Raw genomic sequence first — 14,711 nt, 5'->3', positions numbered from 1 at the left:
GCCATGGGATGTCTCCCAGGGGGAGCCCCCGCAGGTCAGTCTGCCGAAAATCCGAAGATCGCGTGAAAGCGGCTGTGGATAACCCGCAAGGCTGTGGAAAACGTCGTCAAAGGTCGGCAGCCGACGAGCCCGCGCCCTCGTCCGCAACGCGGCAAACACCCACGACCCGGCGACACAGCCGTCGCCCGCCGCCGCGAGCAGCCACCCCCGCTCAGCGCAGTTCCAGGCCGGCCGCTTCCAGCTCGATCTCGACCCGCATGCGTTCGAGGTCTCGGTCCATGCCGGCGAGCGGCCGCAAGTTCTCCCGTACGCCCAAGCACTGGCAAGCCATGCAGAGCCGTTCGTCGTAGGCGCGCTGCACGGCGGCCGTCCAGCTCTTGGAGCTGAGCGACAGGCCGCCTCGCTGCTCTTTGTTGAGCCGGCGCAGGTCGAAGGCGAGCTGCTCGATCGGGGCCGGGCCGAGCCGGGCCAGCGCCGCGACCGGGTCGTGGCGCTCGATGTGCCGGTCGAGCCGGTGCAGGGCCCGGCTCTCGTCGGAGTCTTGGGCCGCGCTTCTCCGCCGTCGGGCCTCGTCATGCCGGATCGCTGTCGCCACCGCGTACGGGACGGAGATCAACATGATGAGGGCCGCCGTGAGCACTGCAATGTGCGCGATGGCCACCAGACGACGCTAAGTCGGATGCGCCCGGACTGGAATACCCGTTCGGCGGACTGTCCCTGCCAAATACCCGTCAGTCCGTCAAACCTTGTCAAGCCGCGTCAGAAACCGTGACGCGCTGCGGAATCGGCGTCGCGACGGGCTCGGACGGCAGCGGTACGAGGGTCAGGCGCGGACGGGGCCGCAGCGTCATCTCGAGCCGCTCGCCGCTCGCGCGCAGCTGCCACACGAGCGCTGCGGCCGCGGCCACGAAGCAGACGATGCCGGCGACCCAGATGCTCGACGCCACCCCGTACCGCTCGCCCCACCACCCGGCCAGGGACGCCCCGATCGGCGTCGTGCCGAGGAAGACCAGCACGTAGAGGGCCATGACGCGGCCCCGGAACTCGGCGTCGACGCCCATCTGCACGCGGTGGTTCGCCGCTTGGGCCAGGAAGATCGAGAAGAAGCCGGTCGGGAAGAGCACGATCATCGCGACCACGAAGTTCGGCGTGAACCCGACCGCGATCTCCAGCACGCTGAAGATCAGGGCCGCGCCGATGACCAGGTAGATGCTCGGCCGCTTGCGGCGCGCGCTGCCCGCGAGGGCGCCGCAGAGCGAGCCCGCCGCGAGCGCCGTGGTGAGCAGGCCGAACGAGGACGCGCCAGCGTGGAAGTTGATCTTTGCCAGGGCCGCGAGGGTGACCGGGAAGTTGAAACCGATCATGCCGATGACGGCCATCAGGCAGATGGGCACCATCAGATCAGGCCGGCGGTACGCGTACTTGAGCCCGTCGAGGATGCGGGCGTCTTTCTTGTTCGGCGTCGCGGATCGCAGCAGCTCGGCGGGGCGCATCGCGGTGTAGCTGAACACCGGCGCGATCGACAGCGCCGTGGCGATCAGAAAGACCGGCCCCGTACCGAAGAGCGCCAGTGCCACGCCGGCGAGCGCGGGACCACCGACGCGCGCGGTGTTGAACGTGGCCGCCGACAGCGCCAGCGCGTTCGGCAGCAGCGGCAGCTCGACCAGCTCCGAGACGAACGACTGGCGGACCGGCGTCTCGATGGAGTTCGCGATGCCGAACAGCCCGGCGAACAGGAACACGTGCCAGAGCGCGATGTGCCCCGAGGCGACCAGGATGGCGAAGACGATCGCGGTGACCGCGAACACCGCGTTCGCCCCGACGAGCAGCTTGCGCTTGTCGTAGCGGTCGGCGAGCTTGCCGCCGTAGAGGGTGAGCAGGAGAACGGGCAGGAACTGGAGGGCGGTCACGGCACCGAGGGCGCCCGGCGAGTTGTTCGACAGGTCGAGCACCAGCCAGTCCTGGGCGGTGAACATCATCCACACGCCGACGAGCTTGACCAGCTGCCCGACCGTGAACAGCCGGTAGTTGCGAACCTTCAGGGACCGGAAGGTGGTGTTGAGCACTGACCGCACTGGGTGGTGCCTCCTGTTCGGTCGTACGCGTCATCGTCACGTGACGAAGCAGCGCGTCCGGCCGAACCGTCAGGCCCGGGAAACCCTTCGCAAGATCTCCGTGGCCCGGGCCAGCGTCTCCCGTTCCTCGGGCGTCAGCTCGGCCAGCTGGTTGGCCAGCCATTCGTTCCGAGCCTTCTCGAACTGGGCGTAGACCGCCCGCCCCTCTTCCGTGGCCGCCAGGATGACCTGGCGGCCGTCGGTCGGGTGCGGCGATCGTACGACCAAGCCGCGGTCCTCCAGCTTGCCGACGATCTTGGTCATCGTCGGCGGCTGGACCCGTTCCACGTCGGCGAGCTCACGAGGAGTCAGCGCACCGGCCAGCTGCAGGCTGGTCAGCGCGGAAAGCTGACTGAACGTCAGGTCACCGACCGGGCGGGCCTGCCGGACGCGCCGGCTCAGCCGCTGGATCGCCTCGCGCAGCATCTTGGCCAGCTCCTCCGCTGTGCCTTGATCAGCCGCCACCGGCCACTCCATCACGATTCTTAGCTTAGCTAATGAGCTTGGCTAACGACATTGATTGCGCGTGTAACCGCCGTTACAGGATCCAGCTCTCCAACGGGCCCCTCAAGAAGTAGAGGACGAACAGGGCCGCGACGCCGTACAGGATCGCGTGGATCTCGCGGGCCCGGCCCGTGGCGACCTTCAGGACGACGTACGAGATGACACCCGCCCCGATGCCGTTCGAGATCGAGTACGTGAACGGCATGAACGTGATCGTCAGGAACGCGGGAACCGCGATCGTGTAATCGGTCCAGTCGATCTGCCGGATCGAGAGCATCATCAGGAAGCCGACCACCACGAGCGCGGTCGACGCCGCCTCGAACGGCACCACCGAGACCAGCGGCGACAGGAACATCGCCAGCAGGAACAGCACGCCCGTGACCAGGTTGGCCGCGCCGGTGCGCGCGCCCTCGCCCACGCCTGCGGCACTTTCGATGTACGAGGTGTTGCTCGACACGCTCGCCGCGCCACCGGCGGCGGCCGCCACCGAGTCGACGAGCAGGATCTCGCGCGTACGCGGCGGGTTGCCGTTCTCGTCGAGCATGTCGCCCTCCTGGGCGACGGCGACCATGGTGCCCATCGTGTCGAAGAAGTCGGTGATCAGCAGGCTGAAGATGAACATGATCACGACCAGCCAGCCGGCCCGTGACCACGAGTCGAGCACGTTGAAGTGGCCGATCAGCGAGAAGTCCGGCGAGCTGACGATCTTCTCGGGCAGCTTCGGGACGTTCAGCGACCACGTCTTCGGGTGCGCGATCGCCTCCACGATGATCGCCAGCACGGTGCTGCCCAGGATGCCGATGAGGATCGCGCCGCGCACCTTGCGCACGAAAAGGATCAAGGTGAACAGCAGGCCGATCACGAAGACGAACGTGGGCCAGCCGGCCGGCTTGCCGCCGATGCCCAGCTCGACCGGGACCGTCGAGTTGGCCGCGTCCGGCACCCGGCGCACGAAGCCGGCGTCCACCAGACCGACGATCATCAGGAACAGGCCGATGCCCACGCCGATCGCCGTCTTGAGCTGCGTCGGCACCGCCCGGAACACCAGGGTCCGCAGCCCGGTGAGCACCAGAACGGCGATCAGCACACCCTCGATCACGACCAGGCCCATGGCGTCGGCCCAGGTCATCTCGGGCGCGATCTCGTACGCCACCAGGGCGTTGACCCCGAGGCCCGCGGCGAGCGCCAGCGGGAACCGGGCCACCACGCCCATCAGGATCGTCATCACGCCCGCGACCAGGGCCGTGCCCGCCGCCAGCGCCGCGATCGGCAGCGTCTTGCCGTCGCCGTCCACACCGCCGCCGAGGATCAGCGGGTTGAGCACCACGATGTAGGCCATCGTGAAGAAGGTGGCCAGGCCACCGCGGACCTCGCGGCCCAGGGTCGAGCCCCGGGCGGAAATCTCAAAGAACCGGTCGAACCCGTTTCGCGCGCCGGTGGTGACGGTGGACATGCTCGGCCTTCCAGATCATCGACAACGTTCGCCGGTCATGCTCCCAGCAACAGTGACCTGCGCAAAAACGAAACGATGTCGGCCCTGTCACAAGACCCCATCGGTGATCTCCGCGCACCTATCCTGGCGGAGTGACTGAACGGAAGCCTCCGGTCGAGCCGCTGGACCCACCCATGGTCCCCTTCGCGCTCGCCGGCTTGGCCGGTTTCGCCCTCGCTGCCCTGATCGTGTGGCTGGCGGACGGCCCGGACCGATGGTTGGAGATCTGCGTCGCGGGCTTCCTGGTCGGCATACCCGGTCTGATCACCATGATCGTGCACGACCGGCACCGCAAGCAGCGCCGGTCCGTCACTCACGCGGAGTTCCGCGTCAACAGCTAGCTGTGGCCGAGCTCCTCGGCGGGCTCCGTGTCCTCGACGGAGCCGTGGCCGCGGCTCACCGCGACCGACTCGACCTCGCTGTCGTCGTACACCGTGGGAAGCTCCTCGACCGGCTGCTCCGCCGTGCCCAGCAGGGCCTCGGAGTGGGCGCCGCAGCCGTGGTCGGCGCTCACCGCCCGGCCGTCGTCGGGCGCGTAGAGGTTGCCGCAGACCCCGAACATCGCGCGCAGCGAGCCGGCGAGCGGCAGGTAGAAGCCGCACGTGCCGCAACGCGCGTTGCGCGGGGCGGCCACCGAGATCGGCGCCTCGGGGCCGGAATCGCCGTCGTACCACCTCTGGGCGGTCTCGACGCGGCCCTCACGGGACATCACGCGCGAACGGCCGAGGCCGAGCTCCCAGCTGACCTCCTCGACGGCGGGGTCGTCGCTCAGCACGTAGCCCTGAGAGAGCCGCTCGTCGTCGGGCGCGGTCGGCATGAGGTCGCCGACGCCCAGGTCGCCGGGCTGGACGCGCTCGTTCCACGGCACCCAGCCGGGGGCGAGCAGCGCGTCGGGGCCGGGCAGCAGCACGGTCTCGCAGACGGTGACGTGGCGGCTGCGCGGCACCCGCGTCACCGTGACGGCCCAGCGCCAGCCGCGGTAGCCGGCCAGATGACTCTCGAAGAGGTGGGTCACGACGCGGTCGCCCTCGGCGATCGCCTCGAGGTGCTCGCCGACGTCGGCGGGATCCACATCGGTGATTGCCCCACGTGCCACACCGATCGCGTCGGCACAAACCTGGTCGAGTCGGGCGGCGCGTGTGGTGGTCCGAGTCGTCACGCATCCATTGTCCCCTACCGGGACACCTGATCCGCAACGACTCCCCCGGATTCCGGGGTCACGGAACGGGACAGTGGTGGCCTCGATCCGTCAGGATGGAACCCATGCCTGTGCTTCCCTCCCTCGGGCGCACCGTCGGCTCCGGCATCAAGGCCGCCCGCCTGCTGGTGCGCGGCTCCCTGCGCGGCGGGGCCTGGGCCACCAGGAGGGTCGGCACGGCCCGCGCCAGGGGCGCCGCCAACGAGGTCGGCATGATCCGCCTCTTCGACCTGCACGCGATCTCCTGCGCCGGCGACACCCTCATCGCGATCGGCCTGGCCGGCACGATCTTCTTCGACGTCCCGCTCGGCGAGGCACGCAGCAAGGTCGCGCTCTACCTGCTCATCACGATGATCCCGTTCGCCCTGCTCGCGCCGGTGGTCGGCCCGCTGCTCGACCACTTCCGGCACGGCCGCCGCTACGCGCTGGCCGTCACCATGCTGGGCCGCGCCTTCCTGGCGTACGTGCTCGCCGGCAACCTCTCCGACTGGATGCTCTATCCGGCGGCCTTCGGCGTGCTGGCGCTGTCCCGGGCGTACGGTGTGGCGCGCTCGGCCGCCGTGCCCCGGCTGCTCCCCGCCGGCGTGGGCCTGTCCCAGGTCGGCGCCCGGGCCAGCGTCTACGGCACGTTCGCGGGCGCCGTGGTCGCCCCCATCGGCCTGCTCGCCTTCACGATCGGCCCGCAGTGGCCACTGCGGGTGGCGGCGATCCTCTTCATCGTCGGCATGGTCATCTCCTTGCGCCTGCCTCCCCGCGCCGACTCGGAGCCCCCCGAGGCCGTCCCGCGCCCGTGGCGCACCATGCTGCGCCTGGGCCGCGGCGAGGACCGCCCTCTCTCCGGCAAGCTGGTGGTCGCCACGCTGATCGGCAGCGCCAGCCTGCGCCTGCTGTACGGCTTCATGCTGCTCTTCCTGGCCTTCGTCATCATGGCGAACGACCTCGACACGACAGTGCTCGGCAACGACATCGGCAACAAGGGAGCGGTCGGCCTGATCGGCGGCGCGCTGGCAGTGGGCACGTTCCTGTCCACCGCCGTCGGCACCCGCCTGCGCATCCGCCGCCCGCTGGCCCTCCAGTCGGCCGGCCTGACCATCACGGCCGGCGTCGGCGTCCTGGCGATCGTCTTCTACAGCCTCACCACGGTCACCCTGCTGGCCCTGGTGGTCGCCGTCTTCAGCGGCATAGCCAAGCTGGCCGTCGACGCCACCATCCAGGAGCGCGTCCCCGAACGCCTCCGCGCGAGCGCCTTCTCCCACTCCGAGACGGTCCTCATGCTCGCCTGGGTCCTCGGCGGCGGCATCGGCCTGATCCCCCTGCCCGGCCGCCTGGGGGTCGCGCTGGCCGCCCTTCTCGCGGTCGCCGCAGCCGTACGGGCCGGTTACGTGGCCGCCCGCCTCCACAACGAACGCCTGAGCGGCCGAGCCGGCGACCCCGACCCGGCGCCCGATCCCGACCCAGCCTCGGGCGCCGGTGCTGCCGCCGGCCCCGGTGCCGCTGGCGCTGCTGCCGGCTTCGGTGCTGCCGGCCCTGGCGCTACCGCCGGCCGTGGCGCTGCCGCTGGACCCAGTGCCGCCGCTGGGCCCGGTGCTGCCGCCGGCCGTGGCGCTGCCGCTGGGCCCGGTGCTGCCGGCGGCCGGGCCGCTTCCACCCCGGGATCCCCGGCCTCAGAAGACCCGGCCGAGCCCACCGACCCGTGGCCGGAGGCGCCGACAGTGCCCGAGCGCACCCGCCCCAACACCACGACGGCCCCTCGCGGCCGCCGGGTCGAGCCGCCCACCCGCGTGGACCCACCCACCAAGGTCGACCCGGGCGCCGGCAAGAAGCGTTGGTTCACCCGCGACAAGGACAAGCCGGCCCCGGCCGCGCCACCGCCGCCGCCGGCTCCCGCCTCCACTCCCGCCGAGCCCAAGCCGCAGCCGGCCGCCGCTCCGCCGGGCTTCCACGTCTACCGGCCGTCCTCGGCCGACCACCCCACGAACGGCTCGGGCCACGCGGACGACGACGTCGACAACCGCTGACCGCCCGGGTCCGGTCTGCTTGTTCCCTCGCCGCGCCCCGCCTCGTTGGCGCTCCTCGCCCCCGCGCCCTCCCTGCTCGACGGGTTCCGCGCGGCCGGGTTCCGCTGGACAGTTATCCACAGCCGGAGTTATCCACAGGCGGCTCTCCGCGGCTCCGCGATTTTCGCGAGAATGGCTCCACAAGGCGGGGGCCCCCTGGGTGGGCGGGCCCCTGGGTGGGCGGCGCATGACCGACCCCGAGGACCGCCGAGCCAGCCAACCCCCGAGGATCACCGCATGCCCTATCCCCTTCTCGTGGTCACCGCCGTCCCCGCCGAAGCCGAAGCCATCCGAGCCGGACTAGCAGCCGCCGCCCCACCCTCCACCGACCCCGCCCATGTAGTGGTCGAGCCCATAGGCGTAGGCCCAGCCGCAGCCGCAGCCACCACCGCCCGCCTGCTCACCACCACCCGCTACCGCGCCGTAATCTCCGCCGGCATCGCCGGCGGCTTCCCCGGCCGCGCCCCGCTGGGCGCCACCGTCCTGGCCACCAGCTCCATCTGCGCCGACCTGGGCGCCGAATCCCCCGAGGGCTTCCTCCCCATCGACGAGCTCGGCTTCGGCACCAGCCGACTCCCCGCCGATCCGCTTCTCTTCAAGGCCCTCACCTCCGCCCTCCCCCAGGCGATCGCCGGCGACATCCTGACCCTCAGCACCGTCACCGGCACCGCCGAAACGGCCGACCGCCTGGCCGCCCGCTTCCCCGACGCCGTGGCCGAGGCCATGGAGGGTTTCGGCGTCGCCACCGCCGCCGCTGGTCTGCCGTTCGCCGAGTTGCGCACCATCTCGAACCCGATCGGCCCTCGCGACCGTGCCGCCTGGCGCCTCAAGGAGGCCTTCGCCGCGTTATCCACAGCTTCCGCGGCCCTGTGGACAGCCTGTGGATAACTAGGCTGTGACGCTTCCCGCTCGGGTTGCATATCGCGAGCGTGAGGGACATGTGGCGCTCGGTGTGGGATTGGAAACAGGCGTCGTGCGGCGCTCTGCACCGCTCCCGCCTTTAGCGTGGTGGACGTGGCGCTTTCACTCGCGGTTTCCCCGTGTCCCAATGACACGTTCGTTTTCCACGCTCTCGTGCACGGGCTGATCCCCGGCGCACCCGAGGTCAACCTGACCTTCGCCGACGTCGACGTCACCAACACGGCCGCCGAGCGGGGCGAGTTCGACCTGATCAAGGTGAGCTACGCGGCCCTGCCGTGGCTGCTCGACGACTACGAGCTGCTCGAGACGGGCGGCGCCCTCGGCCGGGGCTGCGGCCCGCTGGTCCTGGCGAAAGACGCGATCGCGAACGGGGACCTCACCGGCAAGACCGTCGCCGTCCCCGGTGACCGGACCACCGCCTATCTGCTGTTCCGCCTCTGGGCCGCCGACAAGCAGCCGGGCCGGATCGAGGTCGTCCCGTTCCACCAGATCATGCCGGGCGTCGCCGACGGCACGTACGATGCCGGCCTGGTCATCCACGAGGCGCGCTTCACGTACCAGCGCTATGGCCTGACCTCGATCGTCGACCTCGGCGAGTGGTGGGAGGCCGACACCGGCCTGCCGATCCCGCTCGGCGCGATCCTCGCCAAGAAGGGCGCCGTCGACCCGGCCGAGGCCACCGAGTGGATCCGCAACTCGGTGAGCATGGCGTGGGCCAACCCGGACGCGAGCCGCGACTTCATCCTCGCCAACGCTCAGGAGATGGAGCCCGACGTCGTGCAGCAGCACATCAACCTGTACGTCAACGAGTTCACCCTCGAGCTGGGCAAAGACGGACTCGCCGCCGCCGACGCCCTGTTGCAGCGTGCGGCGGCGGCGGGTTTGACGCCGTCCGTGAAGCCGTTCGTCTGAAACTAGATCTCGAACTCTTTCGCCACCGCGTGGACCAGCTGCGCGATCTTCTGCGCGGTGCGCTTGTCCGGGTACCGCCCGCGGCTCAGCCCGGGCTGTACCTGCGACTCGAGCACCTTGATCATGTCTTCGACCATGCTGTGCAGGTCCTCCGCCGGGCGGCGGCGGAGCTCGGACAGCGACGGTGGCGCGTCGATCAGCTTCACGCCCATCGCCTGCGGACCACGACGGCTGTCCACCAGGCCGAAGTCGACCCGCTGCCCCGTTTTCAACTCGGCCACACCGGCCGGCAGCGCGCCCTTGGGCAGGAACACGTCGCCGCCCTCATCGCTGGTGACGAACCCGAATCCCTTCGCCGCGTCGTACCACTTCACTCGACCCGTGGGCACCGCTGACCTCAACTTCACTCAATGGAAACATCCGCTCACGGCAAGGCTACTTAAGTGGCAGGCCCGGACCCAACTGCAATCTTGTCCAGCAGCGCCGGGAACCCGGTGAGATCGTCGAGGACGTACGCCGCGCCGGCCTCGCGCAGTTCCTCCGCCGAGCAGGGACCGGTCGCCACCCCGATGCCGGGCACACCGGCGGTCCGGGCCGCGACCATGTCCGCCACGTGGTCGCCGACGTACCAGCGCACGCCGTGCTCGGTCAGCGCGGCCGCCTTGCCCTCGGCGAACAGGTCGCCGGCCAGCTCGTCGGCCGCCATGCCCAGGTGGGTGAGGTGCAGCTCGGCGAGTCTGCCCAGCTTGGAGGTGACCACGACGACACGCAGACCCTTTTGCCGTACGGCGGCGAGCGCCTCGTCCGCGCCCGGCGTGGGCACGGTCGGCGCGATCGCGTAGTCCGGATAGAGCCCGCGGTACGTCGTGACCGCCTCCTCGACCTGCTCGGCCGGGAACCAGTGACGCAGCTCCGTGCGCAGCGGCGGCCCGAGCCGGGTGACCGCGAGGTCGGCGTCGACGTACACGCCGGTCTTGTCGGTCAGCGCCCGGTAGGCCGCCCGGATCCCCGGCCGGGAGTCGATCAGGGTCATGTCCAGATCGAAACCGACCGCTGCCCTCACGCGGGGGTCGACGGGATGTACTTGAGGCGGTTGACCGGCAGCGGGAACGTCTGGTCGTCGCCGAACGGCGAGGGCGCGGCGGCGCGGTCCGACACGATCTCGGAGACGTGCATGTGGCCCTGGGGCGCGGCCGACTTGGTCTGGCGCGGACCGGCGCCACCCTCGACGGCGGTACCCGGCAACTTGTTCTGAGCGGCCACTGGTGTTCCCCTTATGCGTCCAACGAGAGAGGTAGTGAGCCAGCCCGCCGGGCTGGTCCCTTCAATATCGTCCCACGGCGGCTAGCGTTGAACACGATGGCCACCACATTCGCCGATCAACTCCGGTCACTCACCGACGAAGCTCTGGGCGCGCTCATTCAGCTGCGCCCGGACCTCGTCGTGCCCGTCCCCGCCGACGTCACCGCCCTCGCCGTTCGCGCCCAGTCGCGCGGCTCCGTCGCCCGCTGCCTCGACGGCCTGGACGAGTTCACCCTGCAGATCCTCGACGCGGCCCGGCTGAGCCGCTCGCCCGAGACCGCCCTCACCTCGGTCGGCGCCATCCTCGAGCTGGCCACCGGGGTGGCGGCCGACGACGTCCGGGTGGCGATCGACCGCCTCCGCGTCCGTTTCCTGCTGCACGGCCCCGAGGACGCGCTCGAGGTGACCGGCGCCGTGGACGAGGTCACCTCGCCCTATCCGGCGGGCCTGGGCCGCCCCGCCGACTTCCTCGATCCGCGCGCCGCCGCGCTCTGCGCGGACAGGGCCAAACTCCGCCGTACGGTGCTGGCCGCCCCGCCGGGTGCGCGCGCCGTGCTCGACCGGCTCGCCGCGGGGCCGCCGGTCGGCGCGCTGGGCCGCGGCTCGGTGGCGGAGGTCGCCGAGCCGGTGCGCTGGCTGGTGGAGCAGCACATCCTGGTGCCGATCAGCGAGGCCGGCCGCGCCCCGCGCCCCGACGGCGAGCTGGTGGAGCTGCCCCGCGAGGTGGGCATGCTGCTGCGCCGCGAGACCGGTCCGCTGGGCCCGCTGCGGCCGTTCCCGCCACTGCCCGAGGGCACGTCCCGCGATCCCAAGTCGGTCGACTCGGCCGGGGCGGGTCAGGCCATGGAGGCGGTACGCAGCGCGGACGCCCTGCTGGAGGCGCTCGCCGCCGAGCCCGCTCCGGTGCTTCGGGCCGGTGGCCTGGGCGTACGGGACCTCAAGCGCCTCGCCCGCACGGCCGGCCTGGACGAGGCGGGCGCCGCCCTGCTGCTCGAGATCACGCACGCGGCCGGCCTGCTCGGCGAGAGCGACGTCGCCGGGTCGGGCCGCTCCGTCACGGTGAGCCGCGCCACGGGTCCGGTGGACGAGATCTTCCTGCCGACCGGGGCGTACGACCTGTGGCGTGCCCTCAGCATCGCCCAGCGCTGGACGGCGCTGGCCCGCGCGTGGCTGATGATGACCCGCCAGCCGGGCCTGGTCGGGCAGCGCGACGAGCGCGACCGGCCGATCAACGCGCTCGCGCCCGACGCCGAGCGCGCCGGTGCCCCGCAGGCCCGCCGCGAGGCCCTGCTCGTGCTGGCCGACCTCGAAGCGGGCACGGCGCCCGCCGTCGACGAGGTGCTGGGCCTGCTCGCCTGGCAGAGCCCGCGCCGGTCCCGGGGCCGCGAGGCGGCGCATCGGGACGCGCTGTCCGGCGCCGCTCAGCTCGGCGTGACCGCGCTGGGCGCCATCACCTCGTACGGGCGCCTCCTGCTCGAAGACCCCGACATCGACGACAGCGATCCGCTCGGCGTGCGCCCCGCCGTCTCGGCCGAGGCGCCGGGCGACGCGGTCCGCTCGCTGGACGCCCTGCTGCCCGCCCCGGTCGACCACGTGCTGGTGCAGGCCGACCTGTCGGTGGTGGTGCCCGGCCCGCCCGAGCCGGAGCTCGCCGCCGAGCTGGACGTCGTCGCCGAGCCCGAGTCGGCCGGCGGCGCGAGCGTCTTCCGGGTGACCACGGCCAGCGTGCGGCGTGCGCTCGACGTCGGCTACACGGCCGCCGACCTGCATGCGCTCTTCCGGCGCCGGTCACGCACGCCGGTGCCGCAGACGCTGACCTACATGATCGACGACGCCGCCCGCAAGCACGGCGGCCTGCGCGCCGGGTCCGCCGGGTCCTACCTGCGCAGCGACGACGAGGCGCTGATCGCCGAGGTGCTGGCCGACAAGCGGCTCGGCGCGCTGGGGCTGCGGCAGATCGCGCCGACCGTGCTGGTCAGCCCGCTCCAGGTGGCGCGGCTGCTGGGCGGGCTGCGCGACGCCGGGTTCGCACCGGTCGCCGAGGACGCGGGCGGGTCGGCCGTGCTGAGCCGGCCCAAGGTGCGCCGTGCTCCGACCCGTACGTCGGTGGCGGCCCGAGCGGCCGACCAGGCCGGGCCGCCCACGCTCGCCGGGCCCCGGCTGGCCGGCGTGGTGGAGCAGATCCGCCGTGGCGACATCGCGACCCGCGCGGCGCGGCGAGCCCCGGTCGGGGTGCGCGCGGCGAACGGGCAGGGCGTGCGCGGCCTCACCCCGGTGCAGCAGCACGGCCAGGCGATGGCGGTGCTGCAACAGGCCGTACGGGAGAAGGCCCGCGTCTGGGTGGGTTATGTCGACTCGCACGGTGCGACGCTGTCGCGGCTGGTCAAGCCGGTCTCGTTGAGCGCCGGATACCTGCGGGCCGAGGACGAGCGCACCGAGACGCTGCACACCTTCGCGCTCCACCGGATCACGGCGGCGGTGCCCGAGGACGAGTGAGCGTGTCAGACTGGAGGGTCGTTGTTTGCTCTCCGGAGGGTGTGCACGTGAGCGGCGGACCGCTGATCGTTCAATCCGACAAGACACTTCTCCTCGAGGTCGACCATCCGGACGCCCAGGCCTGCCGGATGGCGATCGCGCCGTTCGCCGAGCTCGAGCGCTCCCCCGAGCACGTCCACACGTACAGGCTGACGCCCCTCGGTCTGTGGAATGCCCGCGCCGCGGGCCACGACGCCGAGAGCGTCGTCGACTCGCTGATCAAGTTCTCGCGCTACCCGGTGCCCAACGCGCTGCTGGTCGACGTGGCCGAGACCATGGACCGGTACGGACGGCTCCAGCTCGTCAACGACCCCAACTACGGCCTCGTCCTGCGCGGCCTCGACAGGATCGTGCTGGTCGAGGTGGCGAAGTCGAAGAAGCTCGCCGGCATGCTCGGCGCCAAGATCGACGACGAGACCATCGTGGTGCACCCGTCCGAGCGGGGCCGCCTCAAGCAGGCGCTGCTCAAGCTGGGCTGGCCCGCCGAGGACCTGGCGGGCTACGTCGACGGCGAGGCCCACGAGATCAGCCTGGCCGAGAACGGCTGGACGCTGCGCTCCTACCAGCAGGAGGCGGTCGACGGCTTCTGGGCCGGCGGCTCCGGCGTCGTGGTGCTGCCCTGCGGCGCCGGCAAGACGCTGGTCGGCGCGGCCGCGATGGCCACGGCCAAGGCCACCACGCTGATCCTGGTCACCAACACGGTGGCCGGCCGGCAGTGGAAGCGCGAGCTGATCGCCCGCACGTCGCTCACCGAGGAAGAGATCGGCGAATACAGCGGCGAGCGCAAGGAGATCCGCCCGGTCACCATCGCGACCTACCAGGTGCTCACGTCGCGCCGCGGCGGCGCCTTCACCCACCTCGACCTGTTCGGCGCCCGCGACTGGGGCCTGGTCATCTACGACGAGGTCCACCTGCTCCCCGCGCCGATCTTCCGGTTCACCGCCGACCTTCAGGCCCGCCGCCGGCTGGGCCTCACCGCCACGCTGGTGCGCGAGGACGGGCGCGAGGGCGACGTCTTCTCGCTGATCGGCCCCAAGCGCTACGACGCGCCGTGGAAGGACATCGAGGCGCAGGGCTGGATCGCGCCCGCCGAGTGCGTCGAGGTGCGGGTCACCCTGACCGAGGCCGAGCGCATGTCGTACGCGGTGACAGAGGCCGAGGAGCGCTACCGCGTCGCCGCCACCGCGCGCACCAAACTGCCGGTCGTGCGGGCCCTGGTCGACAAGCACCCCGGCGAGCAGGTGCTGGTCATCGGCGGTTACATCGACCAGCTCCACGAGCTCGGCGACTACCTCGACGCCCCGATCGTGCAGGGCTCGACGACCAACAAGGAGCGCGAGCGCCTCTTCGACGCGTTCCGCTCGGGCGAGCTGCGCACCCTGGTCATCTCCAAGGTGGGCAACTTCTCGATCGACCTGCCCGAGGCGGCGGTGGCGATCCAGGTCTCCGGCACCTTCGGCTCGCGCCAGGAGGAGGCCCAGCGCCTCGGCCGGGTGCTGCGCCCCAAGGCCGACGGCCGGCAGGCGCACTTCTACACGGTCGTCTCCCGCGACACCATCGACACCGAGTACGCGGCGCACCGGCAGCGTTTCCTCGCCGAGCAGGGCTACGCGTACACGATCGTCGACGCCGACGACGTGCTCGGCCCGCCACTTCCCCAGATCGACTGATAGTGC

General features: G+C 71.5%; 14 protein-coding genes. 6 read left to right on the top strand and 8 right to left on the bottom strand.

Going from position 1 to position 14,711, the window contains the following annotated elements; genetic code table 11:
- Positions 1 to 211: 211 nt before the first annotated feature.
- The 4 genes from Ade02nite_RS32645 to Ade02nite_RS32630 form a co-directional block, all read right to left on the bottom strand.
- Positions 212 to 661 (bottom strand): hypothetical protein, encoded by a 450-nt coding sequence (locus Ade02nite_RS32645; RefSeq protein WP_203772269.1) that lies wholly within the window; start codon positions 659 to 661, stop codon positions 212 to 214.
- 88 nt (positions 662 to 749) lie between these two features.
- Entirely contained in the window at positions 750 to 2,075 is a 1,326-nt protein-coding gene (locus Ade02nite_RS32640) for an MFS transporter (protein WP_203772267.1), read from the bottom strand.
- A 69-nt stretch (positions 2,076 to 2,144) separates the two neighbouring features.
- A complete protein-coding gene (locus Ade02nite_RS32635) occupies positions 2,145 to 2,591 on the bottom strand; it encodes a MarR family winged helix-turn-helix transcriptional regulator (protein ID WP_203772273.1) in 447 nt (148 codons plus the stop codon).
- A gap of 61 nt (positions 2,592 to 2,652) precedes the next feature.
- Positions 2,653 to 4,071 (bottom strand): NCS2 family permease, encoded by a 1,419-nt coding sequence (locus Ade02nite_RS32630; protein ID WP_203772265.1) that lies wholly within the window; start codon positions 4,069 to 4,071, stop codon positions 2,653 to 2,655.
- A 131-nt stretch (positions 4,072 to 4,202) separates the two neighbouring features.
- Between Ade02nite_RS32630 and Ade02nite_RS32625 the strand changes: the two genes are divergently transcribed.
- Positions 4,203 to 4,451: a DUF2530 domain-containing protein gene (locus Ade02nite_RS32625; RefSeq protein WP_203772263.1), complete on the top strand. Its 249-nt coding sequence runs from the start codon at positions 4,203 to 4,205 to the stop codon at positions 4,449 to 4,451.
- Here the strand turns inward: Ade02nite_RS32625 and Ade02nite_RS32620 are convergent.
- Entirely contained in the window at positions 4,448 to 5,269 is an 822-nt protein-coding gene (locus tag Ade02nite_RS32620; RefSeq protein ID WP_203772261.1) for a DUF3027 domain-containing protein, read from the bottom strand. The genes Ade02nite_RS32625 and Ade02nite_RS32620 overlap by 4 nt on opposite strands.
- A gap of 104 nt (positions 5,270 to 5,373) precedes the next feature.
- On the opposite strand from Ade02nite_RS32620, the gene Ade02nite_RS32615 reads away from it, so the two are divergent.
- From Ade02nite_RS32615 to Ade02nite_RS32605, 3 genes are all read left to right on the top strand, one after another.
- Complete coding sequence (locus tag Ade02nite_RS32615) at positions 5,374 to 7,326, top strand: MFS transporter (protein ID WP_203772259.1); 1,953 nt, start codon at positions 5,374 to 5,376, stop codon at positions 7,324 to 7,326.
- Positions 7,327 to 7,602: 276 nt separating this feature from the next.
- A complete protein-coding gene (locus tag Ade02nite_RS32610; RefSeq protein WP_203772258.1) occupies positions 7,603 to 8,253 on the top strand; it encodes a futalosine hydrolase in 651 nt (216 codons plus the stop codon).
- A 69-nt stretch (positions 8,254 to 8,322) separates the two neighbouring features.
- Positions 8,323 to 9,198: a 1,4-dihydroxy-6-naphtoate synthase gene (locus tag Ade02nite_RS32605; protein WP_379036794.1), complete on the top strand. Its 876-nt coding sequence runs from the start codon at positions 8,323 to 8,325 to the stop codon at positions 9,196 to 9,198.
- 2 nt (positions 9,199 to 9,200) lie between these two features.
- Here the strand turns inward: Ade02nite_RS32605 and Ade02nite_RS32600 are convergent, their stop codons facing one another.
- Genes Ade02nite_RS32600 through Ade02nite_RS32590 form a run of 3 tightly spaced genes read right to left on the bottom strand, consistent with a single transcriptional unit; the run spans position 9,201 to position 10,461 of the window.
- Positions 9,201 to 9,587 (bottom strand): cold-shock protein, encoded by a 387-nt coding sequence (locus Ade02nite_RS32600; RefSeq protein WP_203772254.1) that lies wholly within the window; start codon positions 9,585 to 9,587, stop codon positions 9,201 to 9,203.
- Positions 9,588 to 9,637: 50 nt separating this feature from the next.
- Complete coding sequence (locus Ade02nite_RS32595) at positions 9,638 to 10,261, bottom strand: HAD family hydrolase (protein ID WP_275409960.1); 624 nt, start codon at positions 10,259 to 10,261, stop codon at positions 9,638 to 9,640.
- Positions 10,258 to 10,461 (bottom strand): hypothetical protein, encoded by a 204-nt coding sequence (locus Ade02nite_RS32590; RefSeq protein WP_203772250.1) that lies wholly within the window; start codon positions 10,459 to 10,461, stop codon positions 10,258 to 10,260. Before Ade02nite_RS32590 ends, Ade02nite_RS32595 begins: the two co-directional genes overlap by 4 nt.
- Positions 10,462 to 10,557: 96 nt before the next feature.
- Here Ade02nite_RS32590 and Ade02nite_RS32585 point away from each other — a divergent pair, with 96 nt between their 5' ends.
- Together Ade02nite_RS32585 and Ade02nite_RS32580 are read left to right on the top strand one after the other, a co-directional pair.
- On the top strand, positions 10,558 to 12,996 hold the full coding sequence (locus tag Ade02nite_RS32585; RefSeq protein WP_203772248.1) for a helicase-associated domain-containing protein: 2,439 nt from the start codon (positions 10,558 to 10,560) through the stop codon (positions 12,994 to 12,996).
- A gap of 47 nt (positions 12,997 to 13,043) precedes the next feature.
- A complete protein-coding gene (locus Ade02nite_RS32580; protein WP_203772246.1) occupies positions 13,044 to 14,705 on the top strand; it encodes a DNA repair helicase XPB in 1,662 nt (553 codons plus the stop codon).
- Positions 14,706 to 14,711 lie beyond the last annotated feature (6 nt).

The sequence above is a fragment of the Paractinoplanes deccanensis genome, assembly GCF_016862115.1.
Lineage (GTDB): Bacteria > Actinomycetota > Actinomycetes > Mycobacteriales > Micromonosporaceae > Actinoplanes > Actinoplanes deccanensis.
Note: the sequence above shows the minus strand (reverse complement) of the source record. Positions and strands in the feature narration are given on the sequence as shown.

Bases quoted from the DNA above. Each gene is read 5' to 3' on its own strand.
- Ade02nite_RS32635 (WP_203772273.1), bottom strand. From the start codon at position 2,591: ATGGAGTGGCCGGTGGCGGCTGATCAAGGCACAGCGGAGGAGCTGGCC.
- Ade02nite_RS32630 (WP_203772265.1), bottom strand. From the start codon at position 4,071: ATGTCCACCGTCACCACCGGCGCGCGAAACGGGTTCGACCGGTTCTTT.
- Ade02nite_RS32615 (WP_203772259.1), top strand. From the start codon at position 5,374: ATGCCTGTGCTTCCCTCCCTCGGGCGCACCGTCGGCTCCGGCATCAAG.
- Ade02nite_RS32610 (WP_203772258.1), top strand. From the start codon at position 7,603: ATGCCCTATCCCCTTCTCGTGGTCACCGCCGTCCCCGCCGAAGCCGAA.
- Ade02nite_RS32585 (WP_203772248.1), top strand. From the start codon at position 10,558: ATGGCCACCACATTCGCCGATCAACTCCGGTCACTCACCGACGAAGCT.